Origin of the sequence: Corynebacterium sp. MC3 (assembly GCF_900099485.1) — a bacterium.
Classification (GTDB): domain Bacteria; phylum Actinomycetota; class Actinomycetes; order Mycobacteriales; family Mycobacteriaceae; genus Corynebacterium; species Corynebacterium pseudogenitalium.
This window is the reverse complement of the sequence record NZ_LT622813.1, coordinates 42,843-60,612: the sequence shown is the minus strand read 5'-3', so window position 1 is coordinate 60,612 and position 17,770 is coordinate 42,843. Positions and strand designations below refer to the sequence as shown.

The window sequence follows — 17,770 nt, the reverse complement described above, 5'->3', positions numbered from 1 at the left end:
GTCTGAGCGCATGGGAATTTATTATCGCAAGAAGCACAAGGTGAGTAAGAACTCGTGGCTGAACTTCTCTAAGTCTGGTGCTTCGGCTTCCACGAAGGTCGGCCCTGTCACGTTCAACTCGCGCGGCGGCGTGTGGGTGAAGCTGCCCGGTGGGTTTAATTACCGCGGTAGGTGGAAGTAGCCGGCGTCGTCTTGGGCGGCGAGGCCGTCCTCAAGGAGTGAAAATAGGGCGCGGGAGCGTTGCGCTGCATCGGGCCACACCACGTCGATGTCGCGTTGTGGCACGGGTGCGGACGCGCCGCGCAACACCCGCATGATCTTGCCGCGCACCTGCCGGTCGGTGCCGGCGAAGCGCTGTGTCTTCTTCTTGCGCTGCTCCTCCGGGTTCGGCTCTGGCTTGCCCGCTGCCACCCACGCGCAGCGGCTGACCGGGCACGCCCCGCAGTCCGGGTTTGTGGCGGTGCACACGAGGGCGCCGAGCTCCATCAGGCCGACCGAAAAGGTCGGGCCGTCCCACTCCAAATCGTCGGCGGGCAGCAGTGCCGCCACCTCCTGGAGCTCCGCCTTGCGCGCATACACATGGTGATAAAGGACAGACGCATACACATGGTGATTCCTGGAGCTCCGCCTTGCGCGGGTGTGCGACGGGCCGCCCGCGCTCGGCGCGCGCGACCACCCGGCGCACGTTCGTGTCCACCACCGGCACGTTTTCCCTGTACGCGAAGCAGGCCACGGCGCGGGCCGTGTAATCGCCGATGCCGGGCAGTGCCAGCAGCTCCTCCACGCTGCGGGGGACGTGGCCGTCATGAAGCTCAGTGATCACTCGCGCGCACTCCAGCAGACGCAGCGCGCGGCGCGGGTAGCCGAGGCTGCCCCAGGCGCGCAACACCTCGTCGGCGCCGGCGGCTGCGAAGGCTTCCGGGGTGGGCCAGCGCCGCATCCACTCCTCCCAGATGGGGGCGACGCGCGCCACCTGTGTCTGGTGGCTCATCACCTCGCTGAGTAGCACGCCCCACGCGCTTGTGCCTGGTGCGCGCCACGGAAGCTCACGCGCGTTGGCGCGGTACCACGGGTTAATCTCGGCGGGTTGGAGGTTTGTTCGAATTTTGGCCATATCCTCAGTCATCTCTGCCAAAATATAGCCTATGAGTACAGAAAAGACGCCTCGTGAGGTGTGGGAACTCCTCAGGGCAGGAAATGAACGATTCGTTGCAAGCCAGGAGACGCACCCGCACCGCGACCCCACGTGGCGCGAACAGCTCCGAGACGGCCAGAACCCCATCGCCGCCGTCGTCGCTTGCTCGGATTCGCGTGTCCCAGTTGAGCTGCTTTTCGACGTCGGCTTCGGCGACATTTTCGTCATCCGCACAGCGGGCGGTTGCGTCGACGCCGCGGTGTCCGCCTCCGTCGAGTACGCGGTGGAAGGGCTGAATGTGCCGCTGGTGATGTTCCTGTCGCATGAGTCCTGTGGCGCGGTCGGTACGGCGCTCAACGCGGTGGAGACGGAGGAAGTCCCGGACGGGTTGGTGCGCGTGTTCGTGGAGAAGATCGTGCCGTCGGTGCTTCAGTCGCCCACGCGTGACCCGAAGGATGTTGAGGTCACCCACGCGAACTTGAGCGCGCAGCACCTCATTGAGCGCGTGCCGGTGCTCGCGGAGCGTTTGGCGAACGGCACTGTCGGCGTAGTTGCGGCACGCTACCAACTTGCCGATGGCCAGGTTCACCCGACCATGGAAAACTTCGGTATAGAGTAAGGGGCATGACTAACCAGCATCCGCTTCCTCCCGAGATCTACCGGCGCCGCCGCGTTGCGGCGCTCGTTGCGTTGTTGGTGCTCGTGGTGTTCCTGGTGTGGGGGTTGAGCGCTATGGCGCGCTCAGGCGGCGGCGACGCCGACGTATCGACGTCCACTTCGCCCACCACCACGCCTGTCACGGAGCCGACAGTGCCGGAACCGGGTGCTGCGACGCCGAGTGAGTCCGAAACTGCAAAGGAAAGCGCATCCGGTGAGCCGACCGAGCCGACCTCGTCAGCAGAGCACACGCAGGCTGCCCCATCGGGCACCTGTGAGCTGAAGGATTTGCGTGTGGTGGCGTCGACAAACCAGCCGTCGTACGCGGTAGGGGAGCAGCCGGTGTTCTACATGGAAGTGCAGAACCCGACGGACGCGGACTGCGTCATCGACCTGGACACCAACATCATGCGTTTTGAGGTCTACGACATGGCTACCAACAACCGCGTGTGGTCCGACGTCGACTGCTTTGACCCTGTCTTTGCTGGTCAGGAGACGTTCCCGCGTGACTCGAAGCGTGGCTTTGAAGCCCGCTGGTCGGGTACCAGCTCGCAGCCGAACGTGTGCACCGACCGCCAGCCAGTACCAGCTGGGTCGTACTACCTTCACACCGTGATCGGCGACAACGCCTCCGACGCGGTCCCGTTCAACCTGACTTAGCTGAGGCGGCGCAACCCCTCGTAGATGTGGCGCGCCCACAGGCTGGTCACGTGGTCTGCGGAGCTCAAGTCTTCCGGCTGCGCCTCCAAAATGGCGGGCAGCGTGCCGAAGACGGCCACGATCTGATCCATCAAGAACTTCTGCACGCGAGGCACGCGCGCAAGCGCCCGGTAGCCACGCGGGATCAGCGCTTGCACGAGGTTCTCCTCGTTCGCGGGCAGCCCCAGCTGGCGCGCCAGCGCGGTCGTGTTCAGCAGCTCCGAATCCGGCAGAGTGTCCAAGGCCTCGAGGGCCTGGTGGACCTGCTCGTCCGTGGGCACGGTGGTCGTCGCGATGTAGTCGCGCACCAGCATCTCAACGTCGTGGGCGTTGTTGCCCTCCAGCTCGGAAAGCTGCAGGCTGAGCTGGCGGGCGTCGACACCCAACTCCACAATGCTCAGCTCCAGATCGGTGACGGCGCGCTCGAGCATCAGCTGGCGCTGCAGCACGTTGAGCACGTCGGCGACGGTGGCATAGTTGTTCATCTCTGCCACGAACAGGCGGTGGTTCGACATGTCGAGGCGCTGGCGATAGCGCTCCACCGTGGACAGTGCCTGGTTCGCCCGGCCCATCAGGACCGCCGGCTCCTCCAAGCGGTGGCGACGCCCACCCGCGTACACCGTCACCGTATTCATCGACGCCGACACCGAGATCACCGGCCTGCCGGTCTGCAGCGCGGTGCGTTCCGCGGAGCGGTGGCGGGTGCCGGACTCACTGGTGGGGAAGTGCGGGCTGGGCACGAGCTGCACGTTGGCGTGGGTGATGCGGGAACCGTCGGCGGATAAAACGACGGCGCCGTCCATCTTGCACAGCTCGCGCAGCAGCGGTGGCTGGAAGGCGATGTCGAAGGCGATGCCGCCGTCGCAAATCTCGACGACCTCCGGCCCGTCGCCGAGGACGATGAGGCCACCGGTGTGGCCACGTTGGATTCGCTCGAGGCCGTCGCGAAGTGCGGTGCCGGGGGCGAGGCGCTCGAGGGCGGCGCGCATCGTGTCATCACTCATGCTGTGCAAGTGTAGCGATAGCCTGGCCAACCGTGGCCACCTGCTCAATTCGCAGGCCCGGGACCTGCAGGGACTCGCCCGCGGGCACGATTGCGTGCTCGTATCCCAGGCGTGCCGCTTCCTGGAGCCGACGCCCCAGGTTCGGCACCCGCCGGATCTCGCCGGCTAAGCCGACCTCCCCGATCACCACCGTCTTTGGTGGCAGCGGTGTCTCGTGCAGGCTCGACCAGGTCGCCAGCGCCACCGCTAGGTCGGTCGCGGTTTCCGTGATGCGCACCCCACCCACGGTTGCCACGTAGGCGTCCTTGTCGTTCGTGCGCTGCCCGCAGCGCGCCTGCAGGACCGCCAGCACCATCGGCACGCGGTTGCCGTCCAGGCCCGTGACCACGCGCCTGGGCGACTTGTTCACCGGGTCCACGGTGAGCGCCTGCACCTCCGCGAGCATTGGGCGCACCCCGTCCATCGCCACGGTCACCGCGGAACCATCCGGGGTGCGGCCGCGGTGGGAGAGGAACAGCCCGGACGGGTCCGGTACTTCGCGGATCCCCTCGGCGGTCTGCTCGAAGCAGCCCACCTCATCAGTCGCGCCAAATCGGTTCTTGATACCGCGCAGCATACGCAGGCTTGATTGCCGGTCGCCCTCGAAGTTCAGCACCACGTCCACCAGGTGCTCCAGCACGCGCGGGCCCGCGACGTTGCCGTCCTTGGTTACGTGCCCTACCAGCAGAATCGGCAGGTGAGTGGTCTTCGCCAGCGTGGTCAGCGCGGCCGTGACCGCGCGGGACTGCGCAACGCCGCCCGGCACGCCCTCCACACCGGGAGCGTGCATCGTCTGTACCGAGTCCACGATGAGCAGCGAGGGCTTGATCTGCTCCACGTGACCAAACACGATGTCCAGGTTGGACTCGGCCGCCAGGTAGAGGCGCTCCCGCAGTGCGCCGGTGCGTTCGGCGCGCCCGCGGACCTGCCCCGCCGACTCTTCGGCGGTGACGTAGAGCGCCTTGCGCCCATCGATCGCCGCCCAGCGCGAGGCCACCTCAAGCAGCAGCGTCGACTTGCCGACGCCCGGCTCGCCCGCCATGAGCACCACCGACCCAGGCACCACGCCGTTGCCCAACACCCGGTCAAGCTCGCCGATGCCGGAGCGCACCGTCTTGGTCGCGGCGGCGTCGATAGTTGTGATTGGGCGCGCAGGCGTTTGCGGCGTGAGTGCAGCGGCACGCGGCGCACTGGAGACCCCCGTCGCGCGGGTGGCGGTAACCACCGGCGCTGATTCTTGCAATGTCCCCCAAGAGCCGCATTCAGGGCAGCGGCCAAGCCACTTAGGAGAGGAGTATCCACACTCGGAACAGGTGTGGATCACCCGAGGCTTCTTCGCCATAGAGCCTTACTTGTTCAGGTCGCGGTGGACCTGGCCGGAAGGCAGCAGCGGAGCGGAAACCGGGGCGTTGACCTCGAGGGTGCCGGTGTCGAACGTGAAGGTCACAGGCACGGTGCCGCCGTACGCGAAGCTGTCGTTCGGCAGGGCGGTGCGGATGTACTCGATGCAGTTCTTGCCGTCATCCTGCGGCATGCGGTCCAGGCCTGCAGCGGAGTCGCCGACGAGCACGCAGTTGTAGCCGATTTCCTTCGAGGATTCGATGCTGACCGGGGTGCCATCGACGGAAACGGAGCGCAGCGAGTGCGACGTCATCGATGTGTCCTGGTTCAGGGCGCTGAACTTCAGTGCTGTGGAGCCGGTCTCGTCGAGGACGACGGTGACGTCCTGCACGGCCAGCTCGCCGTTCTCGGTTTCGACGTTGGCGCCGTCAACTGCAGCCACCTGGTCAGAGGTCTGAGTGATTTGGCCTGCGGAGCATCCGGCCATGAGCAGTGCGGTTGCGAGTGCGAAAACCGGCTTCAGGGACTTCACGTGGGTGTCCTCCATCGTTCTTGTTTCACATATATGTTTCTCCGCACAACCCTAGCGCCTGGACCTAGACTTTTCACAGTTTCCTCACGCGTACCAGGCCCAGGCGGCGCGGGTGGGGTTAAACTTTAGTTGAGTTCGGCGCATCGCGGGTGCGCGTCCCCATTACGGCCCGTAATGGTAGGGTGGTGAGGTTACTGAGCCGGTTGTCATCCTCAAGGAGTGTTCATGGAATTCAAAGTCGGAGAAGTGGTTGTCTATCCGCATCATGGTGCGGCACGCATCGCCGACATCGAGCAGCGCGAAATTGGCGGAGAAACGCTCGACTTTCTCGTACTGCAAATCCTCCAGTCGGACCTTGAGGTCCGCGTTCCTGTAAAGAACACCGAGCTTGTCGGTGTGCGCGACGTCGTCGGCAAGGAAGGCCTGGAGAAGGTCTTCTCGGTGCTGCGTGAGACCGACGTTGAGGAGGCCGGCAACTGGTCCCGCCGCTACAAGGCGAACCAGGAGCGCCTCGCGTCCGGTGACATTAATAAGGTGGCGGAGGTTGTCCGCGACCTGTGGCGCCGTGACCAGGGCAAGGGCCTGTCTGCGGGCGAGAAGCGCATGCTGGGCAAGGCGCGCCAGATCCTCGTCGGCGAACTCGCGCTGGCGGAGCCAGTCGACGAGAAGAAGGTCGAGGAGCTGGAAGAGGGCGTCCGCAAGATTATTGAGGAGCAGGTCAAGGCCGGTATTTCCTTCGCGCCTGACGTGGTGGTTGAGGACGAGGATGACATCGACCTGGATGACCTCAGCTTCGACGACGATGAGGACGACGAGAAGTAGCGGGACGTAGCCAAATGTCTCGCAGGGTAGTGGCCGTCGTTGCCGCGGCAGGCAAGGGCACGCGGCTCGGGGCGAGCGTGCCGAAGGCGTTTGTGCCGCTGCGCGGTCGCAGCCTGCTGGAGCGCTCGGTGACCGCGATGGAGACCGCTGAGGTCGTGGACTCGATCATCGTGGTGGTCAGCCCCGAGATGGAGGAGATCGCGCGCACCACGCTGCGAGGCCACGACGTCCGCTTCGTGCATGGGGGCGCGGAGCGCGCCGATTCTATCTACGAGGGCCTCAAGGCGATCGAGCACGAGGACGCCTGCGTGCTCATTCACGACGCCGCCCGGGCCCTGACCCCGCCCGGTATGATCGCGCGCGTCGCCCGCGCCGTGCTCGAGGGCGCGGACGCGGTGGTGCCGGTGCTGCCGGTCGTCGACACCATTAAGGAGATCGACGCAGCTGGGCGCGTCGTCGGCACCCCGGATCGCTCGACGCTGCGGGCAGTGCAAACGCCACAGGGCTTTGACCTGCGTACCTTGCTCGCCGCGAACCGCGCGTACTACGAAGGGACGCCAGACTTCGTCGCCACGGATGACGCGAGCCTGATGGAGTGGTTCGGCGTGGACGTGCACACGGTACAGGGGGACCCGATGGCGTTTAAGATCACCACGCCGATTGACATGCGCCTGGCGCAGAGCATTACGGACGAGGCTGAGCCGACAATCTTCGAGGTGCCGTCGGGGAGTACGCGGTAGGCTTGCGCGCATGACGTCGCACACAGATTTTCCACAGTTCAGGGTCGGTACAGCGTTTGACGCGCACCAGATCGAGGCCGGGAAGCCGTGCTGGATCGCGGGCATCCTCCACGAGGGCCAAGACGGCTGCGAGGGACACTCGGACGGCGATGTTGTCAGCCATGCCGTGGTGGATGCGGTGCTTTCAGCGACGGGCTTGGGGGACCTGGGGTCCTTCGTCGGGGTGGGTCGGCCGGAGTATGACGGGGTGCGGGGCACGCAGCTGCTCAATGAGCTGCGCGAGCTGCTCGCGGAGCATGGCCACCAGGTGATCAACGTGTCGGTGCAGATGATTGGCCAGACCCCGAAGATGGGCCCGGTGCGCGAGGAGGCGCAGCGCGTGCTTTCGGAGGCGCTCGGTGCCCCGGTGTCGGTGTCGGCGACTACGACGGACCACATGGGTTTCACCGGTTCGGGTGAGGGGCGCGCTGCCGTCGCTACTGCGCTGGTTGCACTAAGCTAAGGGCCGTGACTGCCGAGACCCAACAGATTTTTGACACCGCGACGCGCACGCTGCGTCCATTCCGCCCGCTGCGTGAGGGCCACGTTTCCATCTACTTGTGCGGGGCCACGCCACAGTCCGCCCCGCATATCGGGCACTTGCGCTCGGGGGTGGCGTTCGACATTGTGCGCCGCTGGTTCGCGGCCAAGGGCTACGACGTCGCGTTCGTGCGCAACGTCACCGACATCGATGACAAGATCTTAAACAAGGCCGCCGAGCACGATCGGCCGTGGTGGGAGTGGGTCAGCACGTACGAGCGCGAGTTCACGCGTGCCTACAACACCCTCGGCGTGCTGCCACCGTCTGTCGAGCCGCGCGCCACGGGCCACGTCACCCAGATGGTCGACTACATGCAGCGGCTTATCGACGCCGGCTTCGCCTACGCCTCCGAGGGCTCCGTCTACTTCGACGTGGCCGCCTGGACGAAGGCGAGCGACGACTACGGTTCCCTGTCCGGCAACCGTGTCGAGGAGATGAACCAGGGCGAAAGTGACGTGCACGGCAAGCGCGGCAGCCACGACTTTGCACTGTGGAAGGCCGCCAAGCCGGGCGAGCCGAGCTGGCCGACCCCGTGGGGCGACGGCCGCCCCGGCTGGCACCTGGAGTGCTCCGCCATGTCCACTTGGTACCTGGGCGCCGAGTTCGACATTCACGGCGGCGGTCTGGACCTGCAGTTCCCGCACCACGAAAACGAGCAGGCGCAGTCCCACGCCGCGGGTGATGGCTTCGCCCAGTACTGGATGCACAACCACTGGGTGACCATGGCGGGCGAGAAGATGTCGAAGTCGCTGGGTAACGTGCTGAGCATCGACAACATGCTGGACGCCGTGCGCCCGGTGGAGCTGCGCTACTACCTGGGATCCGCGCACTATCGCAGCGTGCTGGAGTATTCGCCGGAGGCGCTGCAGGAGGCCGCGGCGGGCTACCGCCGCATCGAGGACTTCGTGCATCGCGCCGGCACGCCCGAGTCGACCACCTGGACGGAAGGCTTCGCCCAGGCGCTAGACGACGACTTCTCCGTGCCCCGCGCGCTCGCCGAAATCCACAACGTGGTCCGCGAAGGCAACAAGGCGCTCGCCGCGCACGACACCGCCAGGGCTGGCGAGTTGGCTGCTCAGGTGCGTGCGATGGCCGCGGTGTTGGGTGTGGACCCCGGTGTGTGGGACGATGGGGCGTCGAAAAATAATGGAGTAACCGAGGCACTTGATGTGTTGGTTGGTGCCGAGCTTGAGCGCCGGGCCGCCGCGCGTGCCGAGAAGGACTGGGCCGCGGCCGATGCCGTGCGTGAGTTCGTGTTTTTTTGAGTCATCCGGCACCCCCCGAGTTCTCCCCTCTTCCCCTCCCGGACGCTCTTCCGATCTTGGGAGCGCCGCCCCACGCCGGCACTGCCGTCCGCGTGCCCGTGCGGGCCCGGGTGGAGCACCTGTCTCTCACCCGTCTCTTGTCTCCTTGAGGAGACGGGGACTGGGCCGCGGCCGATGCCGTGCGTGACCGCCTTGCCGCCGCAGGCATCGAGGTCACCGACACCGCCGACGGCGCGCAGTGGCAACTGAAGGAGAACTAATGGCCAAGCCATACCACCGCCCCGATAAGCAGAAGAAGAACAAGAAGACCGCCACGAAGGGCTCGGGCGGGCAGCGTCGCCGCGGGCTGCGCGGCAAGGGCGCAACCCCGAAGGCCGAGGACCGCGTCTACCACGCGGCGCACAAGCGCAAGCTGGAGCGCAAGCGCCGCGACCAGGGCCGCCACGAGCGCGAGCTGCCGGACATGGTTGTTGGCCGCAACCCCGTCGTGGAGTGCCTGCACGCCAAGGTGCCAGCCGAGGCGCTGTTCGTGGCACGCGGCACCGGGCACGACGACCGCCTCAGCGAGGCCGTCACCCTGGCGAACTCCCGCAACATCCCGGTGCAGGAGGTGGACCGCCACGACTTGGACATGATGACCGGCAACGGCATGCACCAGGGTATCGGGCTGAAGATCCAGCCGTACAAGTACGCGGACGTCTTCGACCTGGTCGCGGGTGTGGCGGACCGCGGGGAGACCGGCATGTTCGTCATCCTGGACAACATCACCGACCCGCGCAACCTTGGCGCGGTGATCCGCTCGACGGCCGCGTTCGGCGGCCACGGCGTGATCATCCCGGAGCGCCGCTCCGCGCAGATGACGGGCGTGGCGTGGCGTACCTCGGCGGGCACAGCGGCTCGCCTGCCTGTCGCGCGTGTGACCAACGTGACCCGTACTGTCAAGCAGTTCAAGGACAACGGCTACATGGTCGTGGGCCTCGACGCGGGCGGCGAGCACACACTGGACACTTTCGAGGGCGCCACCGACCCGGTAGTCATCGTCGTCGGCTCGGAGGGCAAGGGCATCTCCAGGCTCGTGCGGGAAAACTGCGACGTGATCATGTCCATCCCGACGACCGACTGGGTAGAGTCCCTGAACGCCTCCGTCGCGGCCGGCGTGGTGCTCAGCGAGTTCGCACGTCAGCGCCGCGTGAAGTAGCCCACCGCCCGGCACACGAGGTAGATGGCGAAGGACACGAACGCCACCATCACACTCACCGGCAGGCCGGGCGCCAGCGAGAGCAGCATGCCGCCCACGGCGGCGAGCTCCGCGAAGAGCACAGACCACGCCACTCTACACCACCAGAGGTGCATAACCCGCCAGTCCCCCCCCCTCCCTTCTCCCCAGCTTCCGCGGGGCTGGTTGCTTCTGAACCACTGGGAGTTGTGTAGACCACCGCCGCCGCGGGCCGCGCCGTAATGGCCACCGCGGACGCGCCGGGCGTGATCAGCAGCGCCATCACCAGCAGCACGCCCACGATCTGCACGGTCTGGGCGGCCGCCATGCCGAGCAGGATGGCGAACAGCGTGGCCAGCATCTTCACGCGTACCCCGCTGGCGGCCGCCATCTCCGGGTCTACGGAGGCGAACAGCAGCGGCCGCCACAGCACCATCACGGCCACCACGACTAGCAGCGTGGTGGCAGTCAGCACCCCGAGGTTCTCCCTGCTCACCCCGACGATCTGGCCGGTGAGCAGCGCCATCGCCGTGGTGGAGTTGCCGGGGTAGAGGTGGATGCACAGCACGGAGATACCCATGCCGAAGCTCATCACCACGCCCACAGACGAATCCGTATCGCTGCGAAGCCCCAAAAGCACGAGCACGATCGCCGCCACAATCGAGCCGACGACGGCCCCCAAGCTGAGGTTCAGGCCCGTCACGAGCGCAACCGCGGCACCCATCAACGCCAACTCAGAAGTAGCGTGCACCGCGAATGACATTTTCCGCATCACGATCAGCGGCGCGATCACACCCGAGAGCACGCCCAGCATCGCGCAGGCAATCAGCGCAACGATCACGAAATCGAACCCGAGCAGGTACTGCGTTTGCTCCAGCATTTACAGGATCACCGTCTTCCCACCCACACGCACGACCTCCACCGGAGCGCCGTACAGCTCGCTGAGCACCTCGGAGCGCAGCACCTCGTCGGCACTGCCGACCACGTGCCCGTGCGGGCCCAGGTAGAGCACCGTGTCCACGATGTCGATCACCGGATCGATGGAGTGCGTCACCATCACCACCGCGACCTTCGCGGCGTGCAGCCGGGACACGAAGTCGCGCTGGCGCGCCACGTCCAGGGAGAGCAGGGGCTCGTCGGCAAGGATGAGATCGGGCTGCTTCGCAAAGGCCTGCGCCTGTCGCACCAGCTGCTGCTGGCCGCCCGACAGGGTGCCCACGCGGGCGTCGGCAAGGTGGAGCGCGCCCACGCTGTCCAGCAGTTTATCGACGTCCCCCTTCCTCGGCCGACGCAGCGGACGGTGCTCAAGCGAGAGCGACACCAGATCGCGAACCCGCACCGGCAGTTCCGGCGGGAACATGCGCTGCTGCGGGATGAACCCGATGTTCTTCGGCGCCGTGATGGTGCCCGAGCTGAGCTTGCGTGTACCCAGGATCGTGCCGAGCAGCGTGGACTTGCCGCTGCCGTTCGGGCCCAGCACAGCGACAAATTCCCCCGCGGCGACATCGAGGTTGATGTCGTGCCACAGGGGATCACAAGAGGCGTTGGTCAGGTGCAGCATTAGAGCTCGTCAAGCGCCTTGGCAAAGTAGTCGAAGAAGTTCTCGCCGTTCGGCGGGGTCTCGTAAATGTCGACGACCTTCACGTTGTTGGCCTTCGCCACCTCAACCAGCTTGTCGGAGACACCGTTCGGGCTCTGCGGGTTGTTAATCAGGATGTCGATTTCGCCGGACTCGAGTGCAGCGATGAACTCCGCGAGCGCCGCCGAGGACGGCTCCGAGTGGTTCAGCGTTGCGTGCCGGAACGACTCCGGAGTGACGTCCTCGAGCGCGGACTCCTCGATGATCGCGTCCGCGATTGGGTGCGTCTGCGCCACGCGGGCTGCCTTGAGGCTGTCCAGCTTCGTCTGCAGCTGCTCGAGCTTCCCGTCGAGCGCGTCCGTGCTGCCATCAGTGCGCTGCGCGAGGTCCGCGCCCACCTTCGCGATCGCCGCGGTGGAGTACCAGATGTGCTCGTTTTCCTCGTGGGCGTGGTCATGGTCGTGGCCCTCATGGTCGTGGTCGTCATGGCCATGCTCACCGTGCTCGTGCTCGTGCGCCTCCGTCAGCGGCAGTGCGGAGATCACGTTCGCGTCCTCCGCCGCGTCGTAGATGCGGGCGTCGTATGCGCCGCCGTTGGCCACCACGAGCACTGCCTTCGCCACCTGCGCCAGGTCGGCGGCCGTCGGCTCGTAGTCGTGCGGGTCCACCGAGGTATTCGAGATGATCGCGGGGACGTCCTGGCCCGTCACCAGGCTCGCGACGTCCGCCCACACCTGCGTCGTGGCCACGATCTGGCCGTCGGCGGCATCAGCTGCGGTGTCGCCGGTGCTGTCAGTGCTGCTGCAGGCGCTCAGTGCGAGCGTCGATGCAGCAAGGATGCCAATGAAGCGTCGTGAAAACATGGCCGCCATTGTACGTGGTATTGAAAATGAATATCAACAACGAGCGTCGGCGAGCGCCTTCAGGAAGGCCGCCATCTCGTCCACGCCTGCGACGTCGACCCCTACCTTGATCCCCACATCCGCAGGCCCCAGCACCGCTAGCGCTGTGTCGTCCGTGACGTCATCACCAGCGAAGAGCGTCGCAGCAAAGCGCTGCTTGTGGGCCCGCAGCCACGAGCCCTTCGACACATCCACCGCGGAAAACTCAACCACGTTATTACCCGGGGTGACAGGGCGAGGCGTTTGAATCCGCAGCGCCTCCGCCAGCATGCGCTCGCGCTCCGCCGCGTCCTCCACCGGCGCGACGTGCAGCACCCGCTGGTACGGCTTGACCTCCACGTACGCCGGCGGGACCGCGATCGCCTCCAGCTGCTTTTCGATTGCGTCCAAATACTCGACATCCTCCGGCGTAAGCTCCGGGCCAGGCTCCGCGCCGTGCGAACCCACCAACACCACCGGGTTCCGCAGCGGGAACACCCTGCGCAGGCCCTCCAGGTGGCGGCCGGACAGCATCGCCACCTCCGTATTCGGGGCGTGCGCCAGGCGCTCAATCGCCTCCAGCGCCACCGGGTGCGGTTTCACCGCATAAGGGTCCGGGTTCAGCTCGCTGATCGTGCCGTCGAAATCGAGGCAGACAAGGAGCGAAGGGGCCGTCGATAAGTAGGCGATGGAACTCACAGCATCATCACCCGTATGCTCGGTTCGTTCACGTCGTCGCCCTCGAGCGTGAGTACCTTCTCGGTGTCACTGACATTGTTGATTCGGAACGTGGCCTCCGGCACCACCAGCGACGCCAGTTGATCGTGCGTGTAGCGCGCCGCCCCCTCGCAGCCCGCCGTGTCGGCGAAAGAAATCTCGTTGACCGTCAGCGTGTCTTCAGTGACCGTGACGTCGCCTTCAACCTTGCCGCATCCCGTCGAGCCCGTCAGCTTCGAACCGTCGATGCTCACATTCGCCCGATCCGGCACATCCCCCGGCGTGTCCGGAGCCGTGTACACCGCAACGACCTGCCACACCGGCGGCGCCGGCGAACACGCCGCCAGCCCCAGTGCTGCACCTGCAACAACCAGCCGTTTCATCGCGCAACCTCCTGCAAAAACTCCGCGGCCCACCGGTGCACATCGTGCCCCAACACGCGCGCATACATCCGCCGCATCCGCTCCGGATCCGGGTCAAGTGCCTCCCGCATCGCCCGAAGTATCGACGCCCCCTCGAACGGATTACACAAATACGCATCGTGCAGCTCCACGGCCGCGCCGGCGAACTCGGACAGCACCAACGCGCCGTCCCCGTCCGGGTGGCAGGCCACGTACTCCTTTGCCACCAGGTTCATGCCGTCCTTAAACGGCGTCACCAACATCACGTCCGCAGCCGCATAGAACGTGCCCAGCTCCTGCTTGGATACACCGCGATGCATGTAGTGGATCACAGGGCGACCCACCGAGCCGAAGCGGCCGTTAATCCTGCCCACGGCCTCTTCGACCTGGCGGCGGGTCTCGCGGTAGTGCTCGATGCGCTCCCGCGACGGAGTGGCCAGCTGGATCAGGGTGGCGTCGACACCTTCCTCGAGCAGTTGCTCAAACGCGAGCAAACGCTGCAGGATGCCCTTCGTGTAATCCATGCGGTCCACCCCCAGCATCAGGGCCGCAGGATTCCCTACCGACGCCCGCAGCTTCGCCACCGCTTCCGGCGAGCCAACCTGCACCGCCGCCGGGTCAATCGAGATCGGGAACGTTCCACTGCGCGGGCTGTTGTTATCGTCGCCGACGAGCGCGCGGAAGTTGCGCTCATCCGCCTCGCGCTGAAACCCCACCAGGTCGCAGCCGTTGAGTCCGCCGATGAGTTCCTCGCGCCACGGGAGCTGACGGAACAGGTCGGGGGAGGGGAATGGAATATGCAGGAAGAACCCGATGGTCAGGTCGGGGCGCATGTCGCGCAGCAGGCCCGGCACCAGCTGCAACTGGTAGTCCTGCACCCACACCGTCGCGCCCTGCGCCGCCACCTCGGCGGTCGCGCGCGCGAAGCGGACGTTAACGTCGCGGTAGCGCCGCCACCACTGCTCGTTGTACTGCGGGGCCACGATCAAGTCATGGTAGAGCGGCCACAACGTCGAGTTGGAGAAACCTTCGTAGAACTCCTCGTAGTCCTGGGCGTCCAACGTCACCGGGTGCAGGTCAATGCCATCAAAGCGAAACGGCGCGACCGGTTCATCCACCGCGCCGGACCACCCCACCCAGCAACCGGCGCGTGCCCGCAACACGGGTGCGAGCGCAGCCACGAGCCCGCCGGGTGACGCCTTCCACCCGCCCTCGACACGGTCGACGGGCAGGCGGTTAGCCACCACTACGAACTCATTCACAACTACGACTTCTTCTTTACAGTCTTCTTTTTGGTGGCCTTTTTCTTTGTTGCTTTCTTCTTGGTGGCCTTTTTCTTCGTGGCCTTCTTCTTAGAAGCCTTCTTCTTGGTGGCTTTCTTCTTCGTAGCCTTCTTCTTGGTCGCCTTCTTCGGCTCTTCCTCTTCCTCAGCGCCCAGGACTTCCTCCGCGTACTTCTTGTACACGAAGCCCTGTGGCTCGACACCGAGCATGGACATCAAGGTCACGCCATCAAAAAAGTCCTCGGCGTAGGTAGCAACAATCCTGCGAGCACCAGATGCTGTCTGCTCCTCAACGGCGTGGAGCGCCTCAGGCGAGGGGCGAGAGTCGGTGATCTTGGGTGGCACTACGGGTTCCTCCTTGTATGACGCGCATTACTAGCACAACGATTCTACGCCAATATTAGTGACGAAGCCCGCCTGGGGGCCTCCGTCGTCGGATCTGCTGGAACGTGAAGCGCCCGGCCCGCTTGAAAGCCTCGTACGGAATGTAGTGCTGCGGGGCACGCAGACGGCGCGCCACCCACTCGCCAAACACCACACCGCCAGCCAGCGCCATACAGGTGCCGACCGCCATGAACAGGTTGGTCAGGCCCACCACGATCTGCTCGTTCATCATGGCGTACATCCCGCGATACACACCAGAGCCAGGCAGGAACGGGGTCACACCAGCCACCGCGGTGATCACCGGGTTGATCAGGAAACGGCGGGCAATCAAACCACCCGCAAGGCCGACGACGAACGCCAACGCCGCCGTCGCCATCAACGCACCGGAGCCGATTGGGATCAAAAACAGGTAATACATACTCGAACCGGCGGCGGCCGTAAACGCCGCCACCACCACCGCGGGGCGCTCCGCGAAGCACGTCACCGCGAATGACGCCGACGCCAACGTACTCCCCGCAATACGCGCCGCCGCACCACTAAACGTTGGGGTCCCCAGCATTGTCTCCAGCGGAGGCAAGCCCAGGCCCATGAGCTCCCACGTGTTCAACCCAATCGCGACACCAGCCACGATGCCGCCGGTAAAGAGCAGTGTCTGGAAGAATCGCGCCGAGGCCGTCACCGGCGAGCCCGTCACCCCGTCAAGCAGCGACTGCACCAAGGTCAGACCCGCCAACAGGACCACGATGCCCACCGCGATCACTTGGCTGGGCACAATCGTCTTGCCGATCATCGGCGCGACCTCGTAGAACAGCGCCGCCGGGATCGTCGTCAAGAAGCCGCCGATGGCGCAGTGGAAGAAGTAAGGCAGGGAGTTGCGGGACAGAATCTTGTTAAATCCCATGATGAGAAACGACGTCAGGCCGCCGATCGCTGACATGAACAAGTCCCCGCCCAGCAAAATCGCGACGGCCGCGCCCATCACCAGCCAACCCGCCAGGTACCGCGTATTGCGCCACGGGATAGGGGAGTTATCAATATCGTCGAGGATTTTCTCCGCAAGCTCCGGTGGCGTGGCACCCGAACGAATCGAGCGAATCAGCCGGTCCGCCTCCTGCAGCTTGTGGTAGTTTTCGCTCATCATCGTGACCACGCGGAACACGTTGACCGGGGTACGCTTGTGCACCCCAATAATCGTGTTAATCATGATCGTGTTCACGGTGATGTCCACATGACAGTAGTGCAGCCCATACGAAGACGTCACTGTGTGAATCTGCGCAATCGCATCCGAAGACGTCGTGCCATTCGCGATCAGGATCTCCCCAATGCGCGCAGCAATATTCATCACCCCGGCTACCTGCGCGGTATCCGTCAGATCGATCGGGGCAAGCACGGACGGCGGTGGCGACGTTCGCGCCGCGTCAATCGTTGCCACATGTTGGCGCGACCCGCGGACAAACTCCCACAGCGAATTCAAGTTCACGTATTCGACCCTAGCAAGCCACCCCGACACGCCTAGAATGGCCACATGACCTGGCAACTCTACGAGCAACTTATCGACGCCACCCCGACCACCATCACCGTCACCGACTTCGGCATCGCACCCCACTGGGCCTGGCTCCGCACCTCCGACGGCCACGTCGGCATCGCCGCCGTCTACTCCGGCGACGGCCGCCCCGTCCTCTCCGAGTCCCCAATCGGACGCCCTCTTATCGACGCCGCCTCCATGGTCACATCGTGGAACTTCGCCGAAGCCGGCGTCGGCCTCGCCGCCATCAATGCTTGGGTGAACCGCGACGCATCCCACTTCGCCGAAGCTCCGGACGCATTCGTCGCCTACGCCTCCCACTACGCCGGCAAGCGCGTTGGCGTCGTCGGGCACTTCCCAGGCCTGGAGCGCACCCTCCGCGACGTCGCCGACCTCTACGTCTTCGAGCGAGTCCAACGTCCCGGCGACTATCCGGACTCCGCCTTCGAATACCTCGCCCCGAATCTGGACGCAGTCTTCATCACCGCCTCTGCCCTCGTGAACAAAACGATGCCCCGCCTCTTGGAGCTCGCATCCGGGCTGGACACCATCATTGTCGGTCCATCAACCCCAATGACACCCACGCTTTTCGATGCCGGCGCCACCACCCTTTCCGGGTTCATCCCCACCGACCCTGCCGGGCTCGTCGGGACGCTGAAGGGCATCGGTGGAGGTAGGAAGTGGGATTTCGGTAAACGAGTGAACGTTAGTGTAGACTCTTCAGCGCTGCTAGAGTGGCGCAATCGGTAGCGCAACGCACTTGTAATGCGTAGGTTGCGAGTTCAAGTCTCGTCTCTAGCTCTGAAACCCCCTCCCGGGACGTACCTAACGCCGGGGAGGGGGTGTTTGCGTTGGGGGAGCGCCCGAAAAATTCCCCGGCTCAGGGAACTATTTTGATGCCCGACGCCCCGCAATCGCCCCGGTGCACCAATTTCCCCATTCTCGCCAAGGCCAAGCGACGTTTCCCCAGT

20 protein-coding genes, 1 tRNA gene and 1 pseudogene are annotated in these 17,770 nt (G+C 65.3%); 10 read left to right on the top strand and 12 right to left on the bottom strand.

Annotation, left to right across the window (positions count from 1 at the left end):
* Positions 1-10: 10 nt before the first annotated feature.
* Positions 11-181: a DUF4236 domain-containing protein gene (locus tag BQ4436_RS11565; RefSeq protein WP_071565885.1), complete on the top strand. Its 171-nt coding sequence runs from the start codon at positions 11-13 to the stop codon at positions 179-181.
* On the opposite strand, the pseudogene BQ4436_RS03645 reads toward BQ4436_RS11565, so the two are convergent.
* Positions 160-1,114, bottom strand: a pseudogene (locus BQ4436_RS03645) (A/G-specific adenine glycosylase). The gene BQ4436_RS11565 and the pseudogene BQ4436_RS03645 overlap by 22 nt on opposite strands.
* Positions 1,115-1,145: 31 nt before the next feature.
* Between BQ4436_RS03645 and BQ4436_RS03640 the strand changes: the two are divergent.
* A complete protein-coding gene (locus BQ4436_RS03640) occupies positions 1,146-1,754 on the top strand; it encodes a carbonic anhydrase (RefSeq protein WP_070478115.1) in 609 nt (202 codons plus the stop codon).
* A gap of 5 nt (positions 1,755-1,759) precedes the next feature.
* A complete protein-coding gene (locus BQ4436_RS03635) occupies positions 1,760-2,452 on the top strand; it encodes a hypothetical protein (protein ID WP_070975548.1) in 693 nt (230 codons plus the stop codon).
* Here the strand turns inward: BQ4436_RS03635 and disA are convergent.
* The 3 genes from disA to BQ4436_RS03620 are packed head-to-tail and all read right to left on the bottom strand — an operon-like array spanning position 2,449 to position 5,422.
* Positions 2,449-3,495 carry a DNA integrity scanning diadenylate cyclase DisA gene (disA, locus tag BQ4436_RS03630; protein ID WP_070975547.1) on the bottom strand — a complete coding sequence of 349 codons (1,047 nt, stop codon included), beginning with the start codon at positions 3,493-3,495 and terminating at the stop codon, positions 2,449-2,451. The two genes, BQ4436_RS03635 and disA, sit on opposite strands and share 4 nt — an antisense overlap.
* Positions 3,488-4,876: a DNA repair protein RadA gene (gene radA, locus BQ4436_RS03625; protein WP_071573134.1), complete on the bottom strand. Its 1,389-nt coding sequence runs from the start codon at positions 4,874-4,876 to the stop codon at positions 3,488-3,490. The genes disA and radA overlap by 8 nt, the downstream gene beginning before the upstream one ends.
* Before the next feature lie 6 nt (positions 4,877-4,882).
* The gene (locus BQ4436_RS03620; RefSeq protein WP_070975546.1) at positions 4,883-5,422 is read right to left on the bottom strand and encodes a hypothetical protein; all 540 of its coding nucleotides are present in this window, start codon (positions 5,420-5,422) and stop codon (positions 4,883-4,885) included.
* 210 nt (positions 5,423-5,632) lie between these two features.
* Here BQ4436_RS03620 and BQ4436_RS03615 point away from each other — a divergent pair, with 210 nt between their 5' ends.
* The 5 genes from BQ4436_RS03615 to rlmB all read left to right on the top strand — a co-directional run bounded on the left by BQ4436_RS03615 (position 5,633) and on the right by rlmB (position 10,012).
* Positions 5,633-6,229: a CarD family transcriptional regulator gene (locus tag BQ4436_RS03615; protein WP_070361918.1), complete on the top strand. Its 597-nt coding sequence runs from the start codon at positions 5,633-5,635 to the stop codon at positions 6,227-6,229.
* A 14-nt stretch (positions 6,230-6,243) separates the two neighbouring features.
* Positions 6,244-6,969, top strand: a complete 726-nt coding sequence (gene ispD / locus BQ4436_RS03610; protein WP_070975545.1) for a 2-C-methyl-D-erythritol 4-phosphate cytidylyltransferase — start codon at positions 6,244-6,246, stop codon at positions 6,967-6,969.
* Between the two features lie 10 nt (positions 6,970-6,979).
* Positions 6,980-7,471 carry a 2-C-methyl-D-erythritol 2,4-cyclodiphosphate synthase gene (gene ispF, locus BQ4436_RS03605; RefSeq protein ID WP_070975544.1) on the top strand — a complete coding sequence of 164 codons (492 nt, stop codon included), beginning with the start codon at positions 6,980-6,982 and terminating at the stop codon, positions 7,469-7,471.
* A 5-nt stretch (positions 7,472-7,476) separates the two neighbouring features.
* Entirely contained in the window at positions 7,477-8,814 is a 1,338-nt protein-coding gene (cysS, locus tag BQ4436_RS03600; RefSeq protein ID WP_070975543.1) for a cysteine--tRNA ligase, read from the top strand.
* Between the two features lie 259 nt (positions 8,815-9,073).
* Positions 9,074-10,012 carry a 23S rRNA (guanosine(2251)-2'-O)-methyltransferase RlmB gene (gene rlmB, locus BQ4436_RS03595; protein WP_070975542.1) on the top strand — a complete coding sequence of 313 codons (939 nt, stop codon included), beginning with the start codon at positions 9,074-9,076 and terminating at the stop codon, positions 10,010-10,012.
* Between the two features lie 55 nt (positions 10,013-10,067).
* Here rlmB and BQ4436_RS03590 read toward each other — a convergent pair whose 3' ends face one another.
* From BQ4436_RS03590 to BQ4436_RS03555, 8 genes are read right to left on the bottom strand one after another with little or no spacing between them, the layout of a single operon-like run.
* Positions 10,068-10,910, bottom strand: coding sequence for a metal ABC transporter permease (locus BQ4436_RS03590; protein ID WP_070975541.1), 843 nt, complete (start codon positions 10,908-10,910; stop codon positions 10,068-10,070).
* Complete coding sequence (locus BQ4436_RS03585; protein ID WP_070478104.1) at positions 10,911-11,591, bottom strand: metal ABC transporter ATP-binding protein; 681 nt, start codon at positions 11,589-11,591, stop codon at positions 10,911-10,913. It lies immediately after the preceding gene.
* Complete coding sequence (locus tag BQ4436_RS03580) at positions 11,591-12,472, bottom strand: metal ABC transporter solute-binding protein, Zn/Mn family (protein ID WP_246814914.1); 882 nt, start codon at positions 12,470-12,472, stop codon at positions 11,591-11,593. Before BQ4436_RS03580 ends, BQ4436_RS03585 begins: the two co-directional genes overlap by 1 nt.
* A gap of 33 nt (positions 12,473-12,505) precedes the next feature.
* Entirely contained in the window at positions 12,506-13,189 is a 684-nt protein-coding gene (locus BQ4436_RS03575) for a trehalose-phosphatase (protein WP_070478100.1), read from the bottom strand.
* Complete coding sequence (locus BQ4436_RS03570) at positions 13,186-13,590, bottom strand: META domain-containing protein (protein WP_070478098.1); 405 nt, start codon at positions 13,588-13,590, stop codon at positions 13,186-13,188. The genes BQ4436_RS03575 and BQ4436_RS03570 overlap by 4 nt, the downstream gene beginning before the upstream one ends.
* Positions 13,587-14,870, bottom strand: coding sequence for an alpha,alpha-trehalose-phosphate synthase (UDP-forming) (locus tag BQ4436_RS03565; protein WP_070975540.1), 1,284 nt, complete (start codon positions 14,868-14,870; stop codon positions 13,587-13,589). The genes BQ4436_RS03570 and BQ4436_RS03565 overlap by 4 nt, the downstream gene beginning before the upstream one ends.
* Positions 14,871-14,872: 2 nt before the next feature.
* Positions 14,873-15,235: a hypothetical protein gene (locus tag BQ4436_RS12170; RefSeq protein ID WP_070361929.1), complete on the bottom strand. Its 363-nt coding sequence runs from the start codon at positions 15,233-15,235 to the stop codon at positions 14,873-14,875.
* 55 nt (positions 15,236-15,290) lie between these two features.
* Complete coding sequence (locus BQ4436_RS03555; protein WP_246814913.1) at positions 15,291-16,754, bottom strand: threonine/serine exporter ThrE; 1,464 nt, start codon at positions 16,752-16,754, stop codon at positions 15,291-15,293.
* A gap of 45 nt (positions 16,755-16,799) precedes the next feature.
* Between BQ4436_RS03555 and BQ4436_RS03550 the strand changes: the two genes are divergently transcribed.
* Both BQ4436_RS03550 and BQ4436_RS03545 read left to right on the top strand, forming a co-directional pair.
* Complete coding sequence (locus tag BQ4436_RS03550; protein ID WP_083290865.1) at positions 16,800-17,549, top strand: DUF364 domain-containing protein; 750 nt, start codon at positions 16,800-16,802, stop codon at positions 17,547-17,549.
* Positions 17,528-17,600: transfer RNA gene (locus BQ4436_RS03545), tRNA-Thr, on the top strand. The genes BQ4436_RS03550 and BQ4436_RS03545 overlap by 22 nt, the downstream gene beginning before the upstream one ends.
* Positions 17,601-17,770: the final 170 nt, after the last annotated feature.